This window comes from Paenibacillus sacheonensis, assembly GCF_009909195.1.
Taxonomy (GTDB): domain Bacteria; phylum Bacillota; class Bacilli; order Paenibacillales; family Paenibacillaceae; genus Paenibacillus_Z; species Paenibacillus_Z sacheonensis.
The window spans coordinates 497,282-516,047 of sequence record NZ_JAAAMU010000006.1; the positions used below are offsets into that span (position 1 = coordinate 497,282).

Consider the following 18,766-nt stretch of genomic DNA (forward strand, 5'->3'; position numbering starts at 1 on the left):
CCCCCTGTTTACGCGCGTTCCCACATCCAGTCCGGCAGCTCCTATTCCAGCCATACTCGCGGTCCGACCGTATGAAAGAGACGCTCCCGGTTCGCGTCCAGCGCGTCCACGATCCGTTTGCGCGTGAAATCGCTGATCGGCCTCGGCCATTCATCGATCGAGCAATAGCGGCATTCCAAAATTTCAGGCGAGCTTGGCACCGGCACCTGGCCTTTCACGATAGTCGCGAGGAAAACGAAATGATGCATGTCATGGTCACGGCCGGCTTCATAGTAGATGCCCGTAAGCTGGCCTACCTCGACGTTCAGGCCCGTCTCCTCCAAAACCTCCCTCGCCGCCGTTTGCTGCGCCGATTCATTCGCTTCCGATTTGCCGCCCGGGAGATCCCAGTTGTTCTTGCCGTAGCTGTGCTTGACCAATAAGATGCGTCCTTCCGCATCCACGATGACTGCCGCGGCGCCGATCGATTTTGACATTCATGCGTCCTCCTGTTTGTTAACAAATGGAAATCAACACCTAAGACGCGGACGAATGGAAGAAGGTTTCAGAACGCTCAGATCGAAGTGGACGTGTACGCATCCTTGAGACAAAGCTTAGCCATATAAAAGATCTGCCCCATATGCTCGGAATAATGAGCGGCGCATTGATGCAGCATGTCCCAGTGCGTGCGTTCCCGCCCCCTTACCAGCTGCGTCTCGGCCAATTTCGCGTTTGAAGCCGAAGCCAGCATATCAATAATGAGCTGCAGCTCGGTCCGCACGATCGCTTGCAGTTCGGATTTCGCCATTGGCGCAGGATTGAATTCCGCTTCGCGATTACGCTGCACATCCTGGCGAAGCATGCCTTTCACGATGCGTTCCCGGACATTGCCTTCGATATGCTTGATTAAGGCCGCAATGCTGTGACTGGTTGGATCCGGCCTCCAATTCAGCTGGTCATCGTCAAGCTGGTCGATCGCCAGCAGCATTCTGCGGCGGATTTCTTCAAACTTGCGAAGGAGCCATTGCCGATTAAAATCTTCATCCATACGCGTTCCCCGCCTCTATTATGGAATGGTGGTTGGCCCGGGAATCGTTCGCACCATCCCGTCCGTTGGAATCCGCATGAGCCGTGATGGTTCAACGTAGTTCGCTATCCACGTAAACCTCACAAAAGCCGCCGAGTTCATTCGGCCGGCAGCCCTGTCTTGTCCTACTGTTATGCTTCGCGCGGCGCGCCGTAATCGATTTCGCTCAAAAGAGCTCCAGTCGCCGGTAATTGTTTCGTATATAATGAACGCCGGAATACACGGTCAATACCAGGGCCGCATACAGCAGCACCTGATCGACGGGGATGGACGTGAAGAAGGCGAACGGCCGATTGCGAAGCAGGACGGCCGTGATGCCCACGACTTGGAACACCATTTTGATCTTGCCGGTGTTGTCGGCCTGAAGGGCGATTCGGCGGGATGCCGCGACCATGCGAAGCGCCGTAATCATGAATTCCCTCGCGACGATGGCGAAGGCAACCCAGGCGTATGTGAGATGCTCGCTGACCATCAAAATCAGCGCGGCGGAGATCAGCAGCTTGTCCGCCAGCGGATCCAGCAGTTTGCCGAGGTTCGTCACGAGATTGTATTTGCGCGCGACGTAGCCGTCAAGCTTGTCCGTCGCCGATGCGAGCAGGAACACGCCCGCCGCATAATACAACCCGTAAGCGTCCAAATGCTGCAGCAGCGCGGAATGACTCGTCAGCGATGCCGGATAGATAGGGAACAACAGAATGAATATAGGAATCATCAGGATTCTGACCACTGTGATTTTATTCGCCATGTTCATGGGATCGCTCCTTGCCCGGCTTGGGCCGGCCATTATTTCGACTCGAATGCCACGTAATCTCTCGTACTCAGATGCAGAATTTCGGCAGCATGCGCTCCGCCCTTCCTCGCAAGCATGTCGTAGAGACCTTCCGGCACGAGCATATAGCGAGGATTGTCCGCGAAATCGCTAAGGTTCATCCAAACGGCCGCAAACGTCTTGTCGCCTTCGACGCCTTCGAAAACCTCCCGGTCATAGTCGTCCGGGGAGCAAAACTCCGCTTCATAAATAAAGTCGTATTCATGTCCGACTTCGTTGTAATAGGGGAAAATATTCTCAATCAACCCGATTAACCTTGGCCGAATGATGTCGACATCGATTTCTTCCTTCACCTCGCGGACGACGGCGGATTTGCTGTCTTCGCCGTATTCGATCGTTCCGCCCACGGGCCGGTAGGTAATAACGCCATCCTCCTCGGGAAACTGCTCCAGCAGTATGGAACTCCCACGTCGAAGGATACATAGTGATGAAGCTCTATACCGCAAATGTCTCCCTCCCTCCCGAACCCTTCAGCATGAGCTGCATGCAAGAAGGTTAAATCACGTTTATTTCCCATTATTTTACTACCTTCGGATGGCATGTCATGTGCTTATCTTCCTCATTTGCGTCAGATATAAAAGAACCGCCAGGCTTCGCACGGAAGCCTGACGGTACGCGTTTAAGCGGATTTACTGGAACACGCGGACGTAATCCACGTACATATCCACCTGATTGTTATAACGGGCGAGATCGACCGGCCAGCCGCCGCCGAGTGCCAGGTTGATCATGAAATACATCGGCGTCTTCGCTTGATCGAACGTCGCATGACGCCAAACCTCGACGTTGTCGATGTAGTAGATGGTGTCGGTCGCCGTGATTTTGGTGCCGTACAAATGCCAGGTCGAGGCCATATCCCCGAAGCCGAAGCCGTTCGGCAAGCAGTGCGTATCATGCATCTCCGGAGATCCGGCCCACCAGTGCTTCGCTTGGCAGGCGCCCGCGGCATTATGGCCGTAAGCCTCGACCGTATCGATCTCCGCGGTGGACGGCACGCCTTGGGAGATGCTGTTCTGCGACATCAGCCAGAATGCAGGCCACGTGCCTTTGCCCTGCGGCATCTGGATACGCGCTTCGAAGTAACCGTAAGTGGCCGCGACCCCCGTGCCGTCGGTGCGGAGCGAGGACAGCATGCCGCCGAACCACGTGCGGTTCCAGCCTTTCGGATCGACATAACCCGCAGGCGTCTTGCTCGCGCGAATGCGCAGGAAGTTGCCGCCAAGCACCGTGAACGGATTATACGCGCTCTCGTAATCCGCGAAGATGGCATCGCCGAAATCGCTGCCGCCAGGGGAATCCGGCTTATGCGACGCGTAGGTCGCGCCGGCGCCGGTCTGCGAGATCGAGAGCGAACCGGTGAAATCGTCCTGATACAGCACCGACATGCCTGAGGCCTGCGCCGGCGCGGCCGGGATGCCGCGTTTCCAGACGACGCCGCCGCTGTTGTACAGCTGCAGGTAACAGTTATCGGATTGGGTATAGTTCGGATTGCCTTCCGGCGAATCCCACGCGCTGAGGATGACGGTCAGCGGACCGGTCGGATAATCGCTCGCGTTCAGCGTCACTTCGCCGTAGCCGTTCGCGTCCGGCGTAACGCGCTGGAACCATTTGTCGTATCCGTTCGCGCCGCCGTTCGAAGCATCCGGCTGATGCCAGGCTCTCGCCCAGACGTTCTGCATGCCCGGCGCGTAAAATTTAATCGTGACCGTTCCATTCACCGTGCCGCCATAACTCGGCGAGATGACGCTCACTTGATATTGCGGATAGCTTCCTCCGGGGGGATTCGTCGTGCCGCCGCCGGAGCCGTTCTCGTAGGCAATTTCGGTTACGCCGGATTTCGCACCGGACGCATGCGTGAACACGACCCGGAACTTCGTCGCCGCGACCGGCGTGAAGGTCACGGTGTTCAGCTGTCCGCCGGTCGGAGCCGCCGGCGACTTGACCTGACTCGCCGCGCTCGCCCATGCGGAGCCGTTCCAATACTGGACGTCGTAGCTTGCCGGCGCTTTGACGCCGCCGCCGTCGTCGTACACGTAGATCTTGGCGGTGTTGGCCGTCGTGCTCGCGCCGAAATCGGTTTGCACCCAATCGGAGGCATTCGGCGATTGATAAGCCGTCCAGCGGTTGCGCGGCGTATCGGTAAACGAGACGATGCCGTCATTTACCTGCGCGACGCTATCCTGGCCGAATGTATAGGAGGCCGAAGTCGTGCCGCCCGTAGGCGGATTGCCCGTACCGCCGCCGCTCGTGTCGTTATCGTACGCGATCTCGGAGACGCCGGATTTCGCGCCGGACGCGTGCGTGAATACGATCCGGTATTTCGTCGCCGTTACGGATCCGAACGTAACGGTATTCAGCTGTCCGCCGGTCGGAGCCGCCGGCGACTTCGACTGATTGGCCGCGCTGGTCCACGCGCTTCCGTTCCAATACTGCACGTCGTAGCTGCTCGGCGCCTTGACCCCGCCGCCGTCGCTGTAGATCGCCAGCGATACTTTGTTGCGCGTCGTCGCGGTGCCGTAGTCGGTCTGCACCCAGTCGGTCGCATTCGGCGATTGGTAGGCCGTCCACCGGTTGTGCGGCGAATCCGCGTAGGATATCGTGCCGTCCTTCACTTGATTAACGTCGTCCATGAAGAACGTGTAGGATGCCGTCACCGTCGCACCCGAATCGGTTGCGGATGCCGACATGGCCGGCAGCAGGCTGGCCAGAAGCGCGAACACCGTAAGCAGCGCCGTCAGCCTTCCGCGGAGGGCTTTGCGTTTATACATCCTGTCCATCTCCTTCGTTCGTGTAATAGAAGCCTCTTCTCATCATGTCACGCTCCTTCTAAGGTTCAGGCGCCTTGCGGAAGTGAAATGCGCCGTATTCCCGGACAGGCCGCAGGCTTGCTTTTGCCCGGATGCGTCTCATCGCCCCTTTCTAACCCGATTGTACGGCACCCTCTTTTCGCGGAATATCTTCCATTCTTTACATCGGATCGACTTTGCTCAACTTCTTGCGGAAGCCATCTACCTCCGGTCTTCGATTCCGCCTATAATGAAGAAAACCCGCCAGGAAGGAAGTTGCAAACGCTTGCACATTTGGAACAGGATGACTATTTTCCCCAAGCTCGTCTTCACCTTCCTGATCGTCATCATCCCGCTGGTCACGATCTGCCTGCTGATCAATTTTCGCAGCGAACGGCTCGTCCGCCAGGAAATCACGCGGTCCATGCAGGACAAGGTCAGCTACTATATGCATGCGCTGGAGTTCGACTTCGGTTCGCTCGTCAAGCTGCAGCAGCAGTACGTATCCGACGACGACATCATGAATCTGGCGTACGCTTCGATTATTCTGTCGAACGAGGAATACACCCAGACCATTAAGAACATCCAGAAGAAACTGCTGATCATGGAGAATATGAACGCGTTCGTAAAGGATGCGTTCGTCAATATTCCCGCGCTCGACCGAAAGGTGTCCGCCTACGACTACGACCCCATCGCGCCGGGGGAGGCGGCCGCTTTCAACCGGATCGTCGATCCGTCCGGGTCGCCGTTCGTCTTCTATGAAGGCAGCCTGTGGCTTATTCATCCCTATCCCGAGACCCCGCCGGTCGGCAAAGGCTTCACGCTCGGCCTCGAAATCTCCGGTCCGGAGCTCAAGCAGTCGCTCGCGGGTTTCCTCCTGAACGGCGAAGGAGGCGCGATGCTGGCCGACGACGCCTTCCACTGGAGCGAGACCGGCGGCCGTATTCCCGTCGATACCGCGAGTATCCAGGACCTCATCAAGCAGCGGGTCGGCGAGGGCAAGACGAGCGGCTATGAAGTCATTCCGGGCAAACGCACCGATTACTATGCGTTCTACGAGAAGTCCGCGCCGCTCGGGCTCACGCTGTCGATCGTCGTGGACGAGCGGAGCTTCATCGGCCCGATCCGGCAATACACCGCATGGTTATGGTGGATCGCCATCGCGTCCGTCCTCATCGTCCTGCTGTTCTCCCACCGGCTCTACCGGATTATCCATACCCCGCTCCGCAGACTCGTGACCGCTTTCCGCAAGGTGGAGATCGGGGATCTGTCGGCCAGGCTGAGCGACGGGTCCAAGGATGAGTTCAATTACTTGTTCCTGCAGTTCAATAAAATGATCGGCAGGCTGCAGGAGCTTATCGACGAAGTCTACGTGCAGAAATACCAGGTCAAGGTGGCCGAGCTGAAGCAGCTGCAGTCCCAGATCAATCCGCATTTTCTGTACAACAGCTTCTTCATTCTTCACCGGCTGGCGAAGCTGCGCGAGCATGACAAGGTCATCGACTTCTCCAAATACCTGGGCGACTACTTTAAATACGTCACCAAGAACGCCGATTTCGTGCGGCTGGAGCAGGAGGTGAGCTTCTGCAAGTCTTACGTCGCGATCCAAAGCATCCGGTTCGAGACGCATATTCAAGTCGAGATCGGCGAGATGCCCGAACGTTTGCGCGAGCTTCGCGTGCCGAAGCTGTTCCTGCAGCCGCTGCTGGAGAATTGCTACAACCACGGGCTGGAGGACTGCGTCACCGGCGGCATGATCCGCATGCGGTTCGCGGACGGCGGCGACTGCCTCGTCATTACGGTCGAGGACAACGGTACGGAGATGACCGGCGAGAAGCTCGCCGCGATCTCGGCTATCCTCGCCGGCCCGGACCGCATGTCGGACAGCGAAGGGCTGCGCAACGTCCAGCAGCGGCTGAAGCTGAATTATGGGGAGAACGCCGGACTTACCGCGAAGGCAAGCGAACTGGGCGGCCTGCTTATGACCGTCACCATCTCGGCCCAAAAGGAGAATGACCATGCACCGACTGATTATCGTGGACAATGAACCGGTCATCGTACGCGGCTTGCAGCAGTTGCTGGAGGAGGAGTCGCCCGTGGAGCTGGATGTCTACGGCGCGCAATCGGCGGCCGAAGCGCTCGCGCTGATGGAACGCATGCGCATCGACATTGCCCTGCTCGACATTCGGATGCCCGGCATGAACGGGCTTGAACTGCAGGAGCGGATCGTCGCGCAGTGGCCGCAGTGCCGGATCGTCTTTCTGACGGGACATAACGATTTCGCCTATATCCAAACCGCCGTGCGGAACGGAAGCGTCGATTATATTCTGAAAACCGACGGCGACGATGCGATTCTCCAAGCGATTCGGAAGGCCGCGAGGGAGATCTCGCGGGAGACGGAGAAAGACCGCCTGCTCGGCGAAGCGAAGACGAAGTGGAACGAATCGCTCGGTTCTCTGCAGAAGGGATATCTGGAACAGGCGCTGAACGGACTGTCGGCCGTCCGTCAGGACAGGCTGGACGAGCTGCGGCTCCCGCTGCGCGCGGCGGTGGCCCCGCATGTCTTCATCGCGCGGGTAGACCGCTGGAATCCCGCTTTCGGGGAATCCGATAAGGCGCTGATCCACTACGCCGTCCAGAACATCGCGGCGGAGTCGATGACCGGCTGCCTGTCTGCTTGTACCGCGATCGGCCATTTGATCGTCGTGTTCCTTCAGGCCGATCCTGACGGGCGGTGGCACGGCTCTCCGGAGCGGTTGTCGCGCTTCGTGAAGGGCAAGCTGGAATCGGTGCAGTCCGCCTGCCGGGAGTTCCTGAACGTCCCCTTATCGATCGCCGCCTGCGCCGAGCCGGTGGAATGGGGGCGGCTGCCCGCCAAATACGCCGAGCTGCGCCGCATGCTCTTCTACGGCTTCGGCCTGCGGGAGGAGATGCTGCTGACCGACGAGGTGGCGCTGAATTTCAACGAAGAAGGCGAGGGCGAAGAGGCGCTGCTGCGGGCGCGCAGCCAGCTGAAGCAGTTCCTGTCCGCGGAATGGCTCATGCATGCGCGCCTGCTCCAGGATTTCGAGTCGCTCGCCGAGCTGTCGCGGCATCTGACCCGCCAAGACCGTTTTCTCTATGAAATGTACAACGGCATCTCTTATATGCTGCTCTCCTATTTGAACGAGAACAGCAAGTGGGATCGTTTCAAGATGCGGGACGGCAGCGGCAAACTGTTTTCACTGGACGCCCACACCTCGTGGGAGCAGGCGCTGGCTTATTTGAAAGAGCTGCTCGTGCTTCTCTTGCAGGAGCGCAGCGAAGAAAGCGAAGCCGGCGCGGATTTCCTGATCGCGAAGCTGAAAGCGCATATCGACAAGCATCTCGACGAGGAGCTGTCGCTGATTCGGCTCGCGGAGATCGTCTATTTGAATCCGACCTATCTGTCCCGGCTGTTCAAGCAGTGCACGGGAGAAGGCTTGTCGACCTACATCGCGCAGCTGAAGCTGGAGCGCGCCCGGGAGCTGCTGCGCCACTCCAAGCTGAAGATTCAGGATGTGGCGCTGAAGGTCGGCTTCGATTCGGCGACGTCGTTCGGCCGGTTCTTCAAACGGGAGACGAACATGACGCCGCAGGAGTATCGGGATTCGGAGGCGGAGTCGCACGTATGACGCGCAGGTGCCGATGACGGCGTGCGAGCCGCTTAGTTTAACAACTGCCGTATGGTCACTTGCTGGCGCTGCTGAAACAGCTTGAGCCGAATTCCTGCTGTACTGCAGCTTTACTGCAGCTATTCAAACTCAGCCGAGGCGGTTTGAGCCAAATTTCTGCTGTACTGCAGCTTTTCAAGCTCAGTCGTGGCAGTTTGAGCTGAATTCCTGCATTACTGCAGCTTTTCAAGTTCTGCCGAGACAGTTTGAGCCGAATTCCTGCAGTACTGCAGCTTTTCAAGTTCTGTCGAGGCATTACGAGCCGAATTTCTGCTGTACTGCAGCTTTTAAATTCTGCCGAGGCAAGTTGAGCTGAATTTCTGCTGTACTGCAGCTTTTCAAGCTCAGCCGAGGCAGCTTGCGCCGAATTCCTGCTGTACTGCAGCTTTTCAAACTCAGCCGAGGCAGCTTGAGCCGAATTCCTGCTATACTGCAGCTTTTCAAGTTCTACCGAGGCAGTTTGAGCCGAATTCCTGCAATACTGCAGCTTTTCAAGCTCAGCCGTGGCAGTCTGAGCCAAATTTCTGCTGCATGGCAGCTTTCATGCCTCTCCGGCCCACTGCGACACGGCCGCATGGCAGGCTCTAACGCAATACTGCCGCAGCCTCGAGAAGCCGAGTTTCTCAAAGCCATAGCAAAAAGGCGTCCCGCGTAAGGACGCCTTTTTCCCCCTTAACCCTCTAACCCGCCTTCCCCCCAAGCCCTACTCGAGGCCACCGTAATACAGCGAAATTCCCGAATGCCTGCGCCGTATTCGACGACTGTCGGATCCCCTTCCCTCGCCGGACGGCAGGCGCAGTAGAAGTGGTACAGCGTGCCGTTCCAACTCAGGACGGACGACTTGTGCGCGTGCGTCTCGTCCAGCTCGCCCGGCCCGCCGGCCGGCAGCCAGGGCTCGGCCATGGTTTCCCACCGCGCGAGGTCCTCCGACACCGCCAGCGCTCCCTGCGAATGCTCCCCGTCGAAGCCGAAGGCGAAATTATACCAGCGCCCGTCGTGGTATTTAATGCAAGGGTCGCTTAGAAATTGCCGATAAAAGCTTCCCTCCCGGACCGGCAGCAGCGGATTGCGCGGGCTGCGCGTCCAGTGGATCAGGTCGGTCGACCAAGCGGCGCCGATCTGCTCGGTCCACGGCCATTCGTCCTTTTCCTTCGCGTTATAGAACATCCAGTACGTGCCGGCCTGGCGCACGACGCAGCATTTGTACAGGCCGCCCCGCTCCCAATCCGCTCCGCCTTCGTACGTGAAGACCGGCCGATCCAGCCGCGTCCAGTTCAGCAGGGCCTCGTCCTCGCAATACGCCAGCCCCATCACGGCGCCGCCTGCCTCGTAGCCGACATCCGGATAGGAATGATAGATCATCCAATACTTCCCGTCGACCTTCTGAAGCGTCGGCACCGCATGCAGATCGTCGGATTCCAGGAGCATCCACGAACCCGCGGCGCCGACGCGGTCCCAGCGCGACGGATCGTCGAGCCGCTCGAGCATCAGTCCTTGAAACGTCCAGTTCACCAGGTCGGCGCTTGATGCGAGCGCAGTCTGATACCCTTCGCCGTCGTAGCCCACGTACATCATATAGAACAAGCCGGCGTGCCGGAACACGAATGGGCAGTCCACGGCCTTGGCATCGAAACGGCCCTCCGCGCCCGATCCGCTCAGGACGGGAACGCCCAGTCGATATTCCGTCCTTAACGCATCGATAGACGCGCGATCGACGATTGTCATCGTTACCTCGCTCCTTTACTCGTTTGCCGCATGATGCTAACGGAAATGACACTTTGCCGGTCCCGTCTCATTCCCTGCGGCCGATCCCATTCTTACTCCTTGACGCTGCCGAGCACGACGCCCTTTATGAAGAATCGCTGCAGGAACGGATACACGCACAGGATGGGCAGCGCCGCCAGAAAAATCTGCGCGGACTTCATCGTGCGGTCCGATACTTCCGCCAGCGACGATGCGTCGCTCATCGTGACGAGACTGAGATCGTGGCTGATGACGACCGTTTGCAGGTAGCTCTGCAGCGGGTAATGCTCCGGCGTGTTCATGAGAATCATGCCGTCGAACCACGAATTCCAGTGGCCGACCATCGTAAACAGGATCAGCGTCGCCAGCGCCGGCATCGACAGCGGAACGAAGATCCGCCATAAGATCGTCCAGTGCCCCGCCCCGTCCACGAACGCCGCCTCCTCGAGCTCCTTGGGCAGCCCGCGGAAGAAGTTCAGCAGGAGCACCGCATTGTACACGTTCACGGCCCCCGGCAGGATCAACGCCCAGATCGAATCCAGCAAGCCGGCGCTCTTGATCACCATGTACCACGGAATCAGGCCGCCGGAGACCAGCATCGTCAGGACGAAGAACCATACGTAGAACGTTCGGCCGCGAAATTTTACCGATTCTTTGGCCAGCGGATAAGCCAGGGTGACCGTCAACAGCATATTGACGGCCGTGCCGAGCGAGACGCGTTCCAGGCTAATGAACAACGCCCGCATGAACTCCGGCTTCTGCAGCACGAAGCGGTACGATGCCAGATTGAATCCGACCGGCCACAGCTTGACCATCCCCGCGCTGGCCGCCGTGCTGGAGCTGAACGAGACCGCGAGCACGTTCACGAGCGGAAATAAGCAGAGCAGCGCAAGCGCCAGGAGGAAGAACGCGTTAGCGGCGCGAAACAACCTGCCCGGCAGCGTAGATGAATGGACCATGCTCCCCCTCCTTCTTAGAAAATACGATAATTCGCCAGCCGATAAGCCAGATAATACGAGCTGGATATCAGCAGCACGGAAACGCCCGATTTCATTAGCCCGACGGCCGTCGCAAGGCTGTACTGCGCCTGTTCGATGCCAAGCCTGTAGACGAGCGTATCGATGATGTCGCCGCTGTCGTAGACCTGCGCGCTGTACAAATTGAACACCTGATCGAAGCCCGCGTTCAAGACGTTGCCGAGGCTGAGCGTGGCAAGCAGCACGATGACCGGCGTCATGCCCGGCAGCGTGATATGGAGCGTCTGCTTCCACCGGGTCGCGCCGTCGATGACGGCCGCCTCGTAGAGCGCCGGATTGATGCCCGTCAGCGCCGCCAAATACACGATGGTGCTGAAGCCGAATTCCTTCCATACGTCGGATGCTACCAGTACCCCGGGAAACCAGGCGTTGCTGCCCAGGAAGAAGATCGGCTTGACGCCGAATACGCCCAGAAACTGGTTGACGATGCCCGACGTCGGCGACAGGATGTCGATCAGGATGCCCCCGAGGATGATCCACGAGAGAAAATGCGGCAGATAAATCAGCGTCTGCACCCAGCGCTTGAAAACGTTCTTGGTGACCTCGTTAAGCAGCAGCGCCACCGTGATCGGTACGATCAGGCCGGCAACGATCTTCATCGCCGAGATGTATACGGTGTTGCCGACCACCTGCCAAATATCCGGCAGCTGGAACATGTAGTCGAAATTGTCGAACCCGTTCCACGGCGAGCGGCCGAAGCCCTTGACGACCGAGAAATCCTTGAATGCCAGCACGAGGCCGAAAATCGGACCGTAGCTGAACAGTAACGCAAGCACGAACGACGGAAGCACCAGCAGATGGAGCGGGTACTCCCGCTTCAGCCGTTTGCCTGTCATGATTCGTCCTCCTTTCGCGCGGCTATGGGAATATGGCAGAAGGCCGGATGCATGCTCCGGCCTTCGCTTCAAGCATTATTTGGAGCCGTACCAGTCGTTGACTTCCTGGGTAATTTGCTCGCCGCCGAGCTTATTCCAGTTCTCGACGAACTTGTCGAAGTCGCCGATCGGCGCACCGAGGATGATCTTCGTGAACGATTCCAGCACCAGCTTATCCAGGATGGCGCGTTTCTCGGTCATGCCCGGCGTCGGAGGGCCGAAGAATTCGTTCTTCATCAACAGTCCGCCGTCGCTGTAGCTCGCGCCGATCACCGCCCAGGAGCCGTTCTCGCCGAAGACTTTGTTCGTGCCCCAGTTCGTGCGGTCCCCGCCTTGGAACAGCTTGATTTTGTCGAAATAGCTTTTCTCTTCCGGCGTCAGCTTGGCCGCGTCGCCCGCGGACAGCGCGTCCATCACGTTCTTGTGCACGGTCAGCAGGCCTTGCGGCGTGCCGAAGCCGCCTGCCATCAGCGCGTACTTGAACACTTCGATTCCGTTGTCGGTATGGTAGACGGCCGGTTCCGCCGACTCGCCGACGATCTTCTCATTGTAGAAGTTGAACAGCTTCACGATCGCTTCCGGATGCGCGGCACCCTTCTTCACGACCCAGAAAGCGTTGAAATCCGCGCTGGACTGCGCTTTGGCAGGCGTTCCGTCCACGGACGGGATCGGATACGGCGTCCACTCGGCGTTCGGATCCTTGGTCACGCCGTCCTGCAGCGGCCACAGCGGATTCCACATGGCGCCGAAGTTCATGCCTACTTTGCCGGCCGTCTGCAGCTCGGCCGCCTTGCCCCCGTCCTTGATGCCGAACTCCTTGTCGATGACGCCGTCTTTATACAGCTCCTGAAGCTTGGCCAGCGCCGTCTTCATCTCGGGCTGCACATTGCCGTTCACCAGCTTGCCGGACGCGTCCTTCACCCAAATGTTCATGTAGGCATGGAACCCGTTCATGAAGCCGGAGAGATCCGGGTATCCGCTGATGACATCCTTGGATGCCGCGAGCCCGTAGGTATCCGGTTTTCCGTTGCCGTCAGGATCCTGCTTCGTGAACGCTTCCGCGATCTTGACGAAGTCGTCCATCGTCTTCGGCTCCGGCAGGCTCAGCTTCTTCATCCAGTCCGCGCGCACCCAGAGAAGCGGCGCGCCGCCGAAATAATCTTCCGCTGGCGGGATCGCGTACAGTTTGCCGTCATAGCTTGCGGCCGCTTTGGCGTTGACCCCGCGATCGATCATTTCCTTGGTGAGCGGGCTGCCGTACTGATCGACGAGCGCCGTCAAATCCTCGAGCTTGCCCGCCTCGGCGAGATCCCGGAACTGCTTGGCGTCCACCATGAACATGTCCGGCAGATCGCCCGACGTGATGGTCAGGTTGATTTTTTGGTTATACTGGTTGCCTTCGCCGTTCACGACCCATTTGTTCTTCACCTTGATGCCAAGCTCGCTCTCGTAGGCCTTCGTCCAGGCATTGTTGTCGAGCGACTCGCCATCCTTGAATTTGAAGGAAGAATCCGTATAGCGGACGGTCGTCACTTCGATGGGCGGATCGTACTTCGCGTTCGGATCGACCGTCGGCGCATCCGCAGCGCCGTTGTTCGCCGTTTGGTTCGCTGCCGCGTTCGAGGCGTTCTTGTCCCCGTTGCCCCCTGCATTCGCATTGTTGCCGTTGTTCCCGCCTCCGCACGCGGCAGTGGTCATGGCCAGCAGCAGCAAGCCGGGAACCGCGGCCGTCGCCCATTTGTTTCGTCTCTTGTTCATCGTGAACCTCCCCGGATTCGATAAGGATCATTCCTTATGTCTGTATGATAAGCCAGTTCCCAGGCCGCGAAAATCGTCCATTCTTTACATCGCATCAACCGTCTTCAACTTTGTAATCGGAGCGAACAAGGGCGCATTATAGCGCTTAGGAACGAGCAATGGCAAACTGGACAATAAAAAAGGACTCTTCGGCTTATCGCGCCGAGAATCCTTTGGCATGTTCTCATTCCCGTCACCGCTCCTCCCGCTCAAATCCGCTGGATGATCCACAGCAGCCAGATCAGCGCGCCCAGCATGAGAGCGCCGCTTCCGAATATCGCAAAAAGAATGAGTTTATTCTTCATGATTCCAGCCTCCTTCTTGGATCGGAACGAAGTAATTCTTGGTGTGTCCGGCAGCCGAGCCCGGCATTCTGAAGCCGCTTCGGCGCCTGCGCCATGCATCCCGCTCCCGGCTGCTGCTAGCATCAGCCGCAGCCTTCCCTGTATTTGCGCGGCGTCGTGCCGATCGTCTTCATGAATACGCTGTAGAACGAAGGCTCGCTCTGGTAGCCGACGATCTCGGCGATCTCTTTCACCTGCAGGCCGGTCGTGCGCAAAAACCGTTTCGCCGCTTCCATCCGGCAGTAGATCAGGAACTGAATCGGGCTCACTCCTACCATTTCCTTAAACAAATGCGCCAGATGGTATTTGTTCAAGTACGTTTCCGAGGCAAGCGACTCCAGCGTCAGCGGCGCGCCATAATTCTCTTCCATCATGCGCTTGGCCTTCCATACCGCTTCTTTGGCCGTCGACCGCGTGCGCTCCGAGACCGTATCCCTGTAATGCACGATCCGCGCCAGCTTCACGAACAGCACGCCCAAGTAGTGATTGGCGACCAGCTGCGACTCCGGTTCCATGCGGTCCTGTTCCGCGATGCAGTCGCGCATCAGCTTGCCGATCGCCGGCAAATGCTCATGCAGCTCGATCACGGGGTCCTGGCCTTGTCCAAAAAAACAATCCGGCAGCTGCTCGCCCATCTGCAGGCCCGTGAAGCCGATATAAGTAGCGCGAAAAGGATGCTTGGTGGACAGTTCCTTGTGCCACAGTCCCCGCTGGTAGAAAAGCAGCGTGCCCGCGCCGGCGGTGAAGCTCCGCCCGTCGATCTCGAACTCGCCCGCGCCCTCCTCGATCAGCAGCATCTCGCTGTTGGCGTCATGCTTATGCAGTTCCAGATTGAAGCGGCCCGGATGGCCGTCGAAGCTGAAGGCAGCGCCGCCCAAGTACACCGGCTGGCTTCGAAACAGCGACATCTCGCTCATCGGCTCGCCTCCTATATCGCAAGAATGGATAATTTTTCTCACAAGTTCACTTATTGTACAGCCGTCGTTCTTGGCATAACCTAGTATAGAGAGCGCTTGCAAACTTCATCTTCAGAATAACGCATATCCTTAATATCTTACAACATTAAATAATTCAAGGAGTGTAATCAACCGTGCTGCAATTCAAGAAAAGGCTGTTGTCCGAAGAGAAATACGAGGCCTGCGCGGTCTTCGACGTGAACGGCGACGGCGTGCCGGATATCGTCAGCGGCGCGTACTGGTACGAAGGACCGGACTACGCGAATAAGCATTTTATCTGCGACGTGCTGGCGATTTCGGAATACCATGACGATTTCTCCGACTATCCGATGGACGTCGACGGAGACGGACGACTGGACATCATCACGGGCGCATGGTGGGGCGAGACGCTCCGCTGGCGCAGAAATCCCGGCGAGACCGGAACGGCCTGGGAAACCTTCGACATCGACCGCTGCGGAAGCATCGAGACGATTCGCTACTATGACATCGACGGCTGCGGCGTGCCGGAGATTTTCCCGAATACGCCGGGCGCGCCGCAGGCGTTCTATAAGCTGGTGCGCGATGCCGGCGGCAAAGGAACCGGCGAGTTCCGGAAATTCGTCATCAGCGAAGGCGCGAGCGGCCACGGCATGGGCTTCGTCGACATCGACGGCAACGGCCGGATGGACATCGTGCTGGCGAACGGCTGGCTGGAGCAGCCGGAGGATCCCTTTGCCGGATTATGGACCTTCCATCCGGAATTCCAGCTCGGCAGCGCCAGCGTGCCGGTGCTCGGCCATGACGTGACGGGCAGCGGAATGATCGACCTCATCGTCGGCCAAGCGCATGATTACGGCCTCCACTGGTACGAACAAGGCCGCGCCGAGGACGGCTCCCGCACATGGACGAAGCACGAGATCGACATGTCCGGCTCCCAGTTCCACGACCTGTGGCTGGTCGATCTCGACAACGACGGCGAGCTCGAGCTGATTACGGGCAAGCGGTACCGGGCGCATAACGACGGCGATCCCGGCGCATTCGACGACATCGGCATCTACTACTACAAGATTGAAGGCGGCAAATTCGAGAAGCATGTGATCGACTACGGTCCGGCGGGCAAGGCTTCGGGGGCCGGCATCTATTTCTGGGTGCAGGACTTAAGCGGCAACGGGTATCCCGATATCGTCGCGCCGGGCAAAGACGGACTTTATCTCTTCGAGAATCTCGGACGAACGAACGACTAAACGATTCGCAATCGGGCAGGAACAACGAAGCTCTTCACGGATCATCAAGATAACCGTATTTCTCGAATGAGCAAGGGAACCAACCCATTTACGAACAGGCAATACGAAATCCATGATTGAATAATCCAGAAAAAGCGAGGTTTCACTAATGAGCAAAGTAAGGATCGGTTTTGTAGGCGGCGGCGGCATGGGACAGATGGCGCACTTAAGCAACTATGCGGTATTGAAGGATGAATGCGAGGTCGTGGCGCTGGCCGAGATCCGGCCGCAGTCCGCCGCGCTCGTCGCGCAGCGTTACGGGATTCCCGAGGTGTACGGCACGCATCATGAACTGATCGCGAACGCGAAGGTCGACGCGATCGTCGCGCCCCAGCAGTATCGCAATCACGCAGCCCTGATCCCGGATATCCTGCGCGCAGGCATTCCGGTGTTCACGGAGAAGCCGCTCAGCTTGACCGTCGAAGCCGGCCGCGAGCTGGTTCGCGTCAGCGAGGAGACCGGCACGCTGCATATGGTCGGCTACCATAAGCGCTCCGATCCGGCCATGGAACGCGCCAAGAAGGAAGTCGATGCCTGGAAGACCAGCGGCGACTTCGGCAAGCTGCGCAGCATCCGCGTGACGATGCCTCCCGGCGATTGGACGGCTGCGGCCGACCAGCCGCTGAACGCGGGCGATCCGTACCCGGCCTTGACGCCGGAGCCCGGGCCGGCGGACTACACGGATGACCAAACGCGCGAGCTGGATATCTTCGTTAACTATTATATCCACCAAGTGAACGCGATCCGTTTCTTCCTCGGCGAGAACTACAAGCTGACGTTCGGCGACCGCGCGGGCGTCCTGCTCGTGGGCGAAAGCGACAGCGGCGTCACGGTCAGCCTCGAGATGGCGCCGTACCTCACGTCGATCGAATGGCACGAGCATATCAACGTCGCGTTCGACAACGGCTTCGTTCGCGTCGATCTCCCGGCGCCGCTCGTTCGCCAGCAAGCGGGCAAAGTGACGATCTACAAGGACAGCGCCAAAGCCGGCGCTCCGGAGATCATCCAGCCGATCATGCCGAACGTCTCGGCCATGCGCAACCAAGCGCGCAACTTCCTGGCCGCCGTACGCGGCGAGCGTCCGGCGCCGTGCGCGTCGAAGGAAGCGCTCGAGGATTTGATTTTCGCCCGCTCCTACATCGACTTCATGTCGAAGACGTACGGTAACGGTCTGGCAAAGGTTTAGGGCATTAAGGGACCTGGTGTAAAGGAGCAGGAACCCCTGCTCCTTTGAGGATATTAGGTATTATCGGTTTCCGCTGCAGGCAAGCTGCCTCGGCGGCCTCGCAGTACCACTAGCGTGCAAAGAAATAAGTGCAAATATGCACGTATTCGGCGCCTTCATCCTTGAATCCTAGAAATAAGTGCAGATATGCAACTATTGCAGCGGTAATCGAAAGTTTAGGGACGTAAAGCTTTGAAATAGGTGCACATTTACACCTATTTGGTCCGGGAGGTCATTTTTCCGAATAATAAGTGCATATTTGCACTTATTTTCTCTTAATTGCGCTTATTTACTCTTACTTACTCTTTAGCCCTTTTAGTGGGTTGAACCGTTAATTGGTCTCACCGCGTTTCAGTACACAGGGTAGTGGGAAAGCCGTGTTCGGTACATCGGCTGAGTTCGATCGACGTCGGCCGTCTAGGCCGGAGCGAAGCGCAACGAAAGTGAGTCTTCCACAACAGTCAGCCCTCCTACCCTGCAACGCCCCCTGCCGGGGGAAGTTCTGCAGGCCATGCTTTAAAAAGCCTCGGCGGGGGCAGGGGCCCGGAGGAGGTACGGAGTCGGAGATCGCCTTTGCAGTAGGAATTCCACCTTTACATGTCTTAGGAGATGAGAGAATTCCGAACTGCAACAGCGAACGCAGACCCGTACCGCCGCAGGGCCCCCACGCCCCCGCCATCTCGCTTTTTCAAACCATTCCAAAGAACGGGGTGTTCTTATGAGAAGAGTCGCCATCATCGGAGCCGGCAGCGTCGTGTTCTGCAAAACGCTGATCCTGGACATCATGGCCACGGAAGTGCTGGAAGAAACCGAATTCGTCCTCATGGCGCCGTCGACGACCAAGACAACGCATGTCAAGAGCTACATCGACCGCGTCATCGCGCAGAACAATCTCAAGGCCCGCGTCTCCATCACGACCGACCGCCGCGAAGCGCTCGCGGGCGCGAACTACGTCATCTGCTCGTTCCAAATCGGCGGCCTGACCGCGTTCGAGCTGGACTATAAGATCCCGCTCAAGTACGGCGTCGACCAATGCATCGGCGACACGCTCGGCCCGGGCGGCGTCTTCCGCGCCCTGCGCAGCATCCCGGTCATCCTGGACGTGGCGCGCGACATGGAGGAGCTGTGCCCCAAGGCGATCCTGCTCAACTACGTCA

The 18,766-nt window shown here is 58.4% G+C and carries 15 protein-coding genes; 5 read left to right on the forward strand and 10 right to left on the reverse strand.

Translation table 11 applies throughout. The features are described from left to right. Nucleotides 1-41: 41 nt before the first annotated feature. The 5 genes from GT003_RS14945 to GT003_RS14965 form a co-directional block, all read right to left on the reverse strand. Entirely contained in the window at nucleotides 42-476 is a 435-nt protein-coding gene (locus tag GT003_RS14945; protein ID WP_161699058.1) for an NUDIX hydrolase, read from the reverse strand. 77 nt (nucleotides 477-553) lie between these two features. Beyond that, entirely contained in the window at nucleotides 554-1,027 is a 474-nt protein-coding gene (locus GT003_RS14950) for a DinB family protein (protein WP_161699060.1), read from the reverse strand. 205 nt (nucleotides 1,028-1,232) lie between these two features. Further along, on the reverse strand, nucleotides 1,233-1,817 hold the full coding sequence (gene pgsA / locus GT003_RS14955) for a CDP-diacylglycerol--glycerol-3-phosphate 3-phosphatidyltransferase (protein ID WP_161699062.1): 585 nt from the start codon (nucleotides 1,815-1,817) through the stop codon (nucleotides 1,233-1,235). 32 nt (nucleotides 1,818-1,849) lie between these two features. Further along, nucleotides 1,850-2,341, reverse strand: a complete 492-nt coding sequence (locus GT003_RS14960) for an NUDIX hydrolase (RefSeq protein WP_161699064.1) — start codon at nucleotides 2,339-2,341, stop codon at nucleotides 1,850-1,852. Between the two features lie 183 nt (nucleotides 2,342-2,524). Next, on the reverse strand, nucleotides 2,525-4,660 hold the full coding sequence (locus tag GT003_RS14965; protein ID WP_161699066.1) for a glycoside hydrolase family 16 protein: 2,136 nt from the start codon (nucleotides 4,658-4,660) through the stop codon (nucleotides 2,525-2,527). A gap of 304 nt (nucleotides 4,661-4,964) precedes the next feature. On the opposite strand from GT003_RS14965, the gene GT003_RS14970 reads away from it, so the two are divergent. Then, nucleotides 4,965-6,725, forward strand: a complete 1,761-nt coding sequence (locus tag GT003_RS14970; RefSeq protein ID WP_161699068.1) for a sensor histidine kinase — start codon at nucleotides 4,965-4,967, stop codon at nucleotides 6,723-6,725. Then, nucleotides 6,697-8,331: a response regulator transcription factor gene (locus tag GT003_RS14975; protein WP_161699070.1), complete on the forward strand. Its 1,635-nt coding sequence runs from the start codon at nucleotides 6,697-6,699 to the stop codon at nucleotides 8,329-8,331. The genes GT003_RS14970 and GT003_RS14975 overlap by 29 nt, the downstream gene beginning before the upstream one ends. Before the next feature lie 711 nt (nucleotides 8,332-9,042). Here GT003_RS14975 and GT003_RS14980 read toward each other — a convergent pair. The 5 genes from GT003_RS14980 to GT003_RS15000 all read right to left on the reverse strand — a co-directional run bounded on the left by GT003_RS14980 (nucleotide 9,043) and on the right by GT003_RS15000 (nucleotide 15,083). Beyond that, complete coding sequence (locus tag GT003_RS14980) at nucleotides 9,043-10,095, reverse strand: glycoside hydrolase family protein (protein ID WP_161699072.1); 1,053 nt, start codon at nucleotides 10,093-10,095, stop codon at nucleotides 9,043-9,045. Nucleotides 10,096-10,187: 92 nt separating this feature from the next. Then, nucleotides 10,188-11,072, reverse strand: coding sequence for a carbohydrate ABC transporter permease (locus GT003_RS14985; protein WP_161699074.1), 885 nt, complete (start codon nucleotides 11,070-11,072; stop codon nucleotides 10,188-10,190). A 14-nt stretch (nucleotides 11,073-11,086) separates the two neighbouring features. Then, complete coding sequence (locus GT003_RS14990) at nucleotides 11,087-11,986, reverse strand: ABC transporter permease (protein WP_161699076.1); 900 nt, start codon at nucleotides 11,984-11,986, stop codon at nucleotides 11,087-11,089. A gap of 75 nt (nucleotides 11,987-12,061) precedes the next feature. Continuing rightward, complete coding sequence (locus tag GT003_RS14995; protein ID WP_161699078.1) at nucleotides 12,062-13,783, reverse strand: extracellular solute-binding protein; 1,722 nt, start codon at nucleotides 13,781-13,783, stop codon at nucleotides 12,062-12,064. A 466-nt stretch (nucleotides 13,784-14,249) separates the two neighbouring features. Further along, the gene (locus GT003_RS15000; protein ID WP_161699080.1) at nucleotides 14,250-15,083 is read right to left on the reverse strand and encodes a helix-turn-helix transcriptional regulator; all 834 of its coding nucleotides are present in this window, start codon (nucleotides 15,081-15,083) and stop codon (nucleotides 14,250-14,252) included. Between the two features lie 173 nt (nucleotides 15,084-15,256). Here GT003_RS15000 and GT003_RS15005 point away from each other — a divergent pair, with 173 nt between their 5' ends. From GT003_RS15005 to GT003_RS15015, 3 genes are all read left to right on the forward strand, one after another. Continuing rightward, nucleotides 15,257-16,345, forward strand: coding sequence for a VCBS repeat-containing protein (locus GT003_RS15005; RefSeq protein WP_161699082.1), 1,089 nt, complete (start codon nucleotides 15,257-15,259; stop codon nucleotides 16,343-16,345). 148 nt (nucleotides 16,346-16,493) lie between these two features. Then, complete coding sequence (locus GT003_RS15010; RefSeq protein WP_161699084.1) at nucleotides 16,494-17,570, forward strand: Gfo/Idh/MocA family protein; 1,077 nt, start codon at nucleotides 16,494-16,496, stop codon at nucleotides 17,568-17,570. 757 nt (nucleotides 17,571-18,327) lie between these two features. Then, the coding region (locus GT003_RS15015) for a family 4 glycosyl hydrolase (protein WP_487247391.1) at nucleotides 18,328-18,766 on the forward strand (439 nt) is incomplete at its 3' end.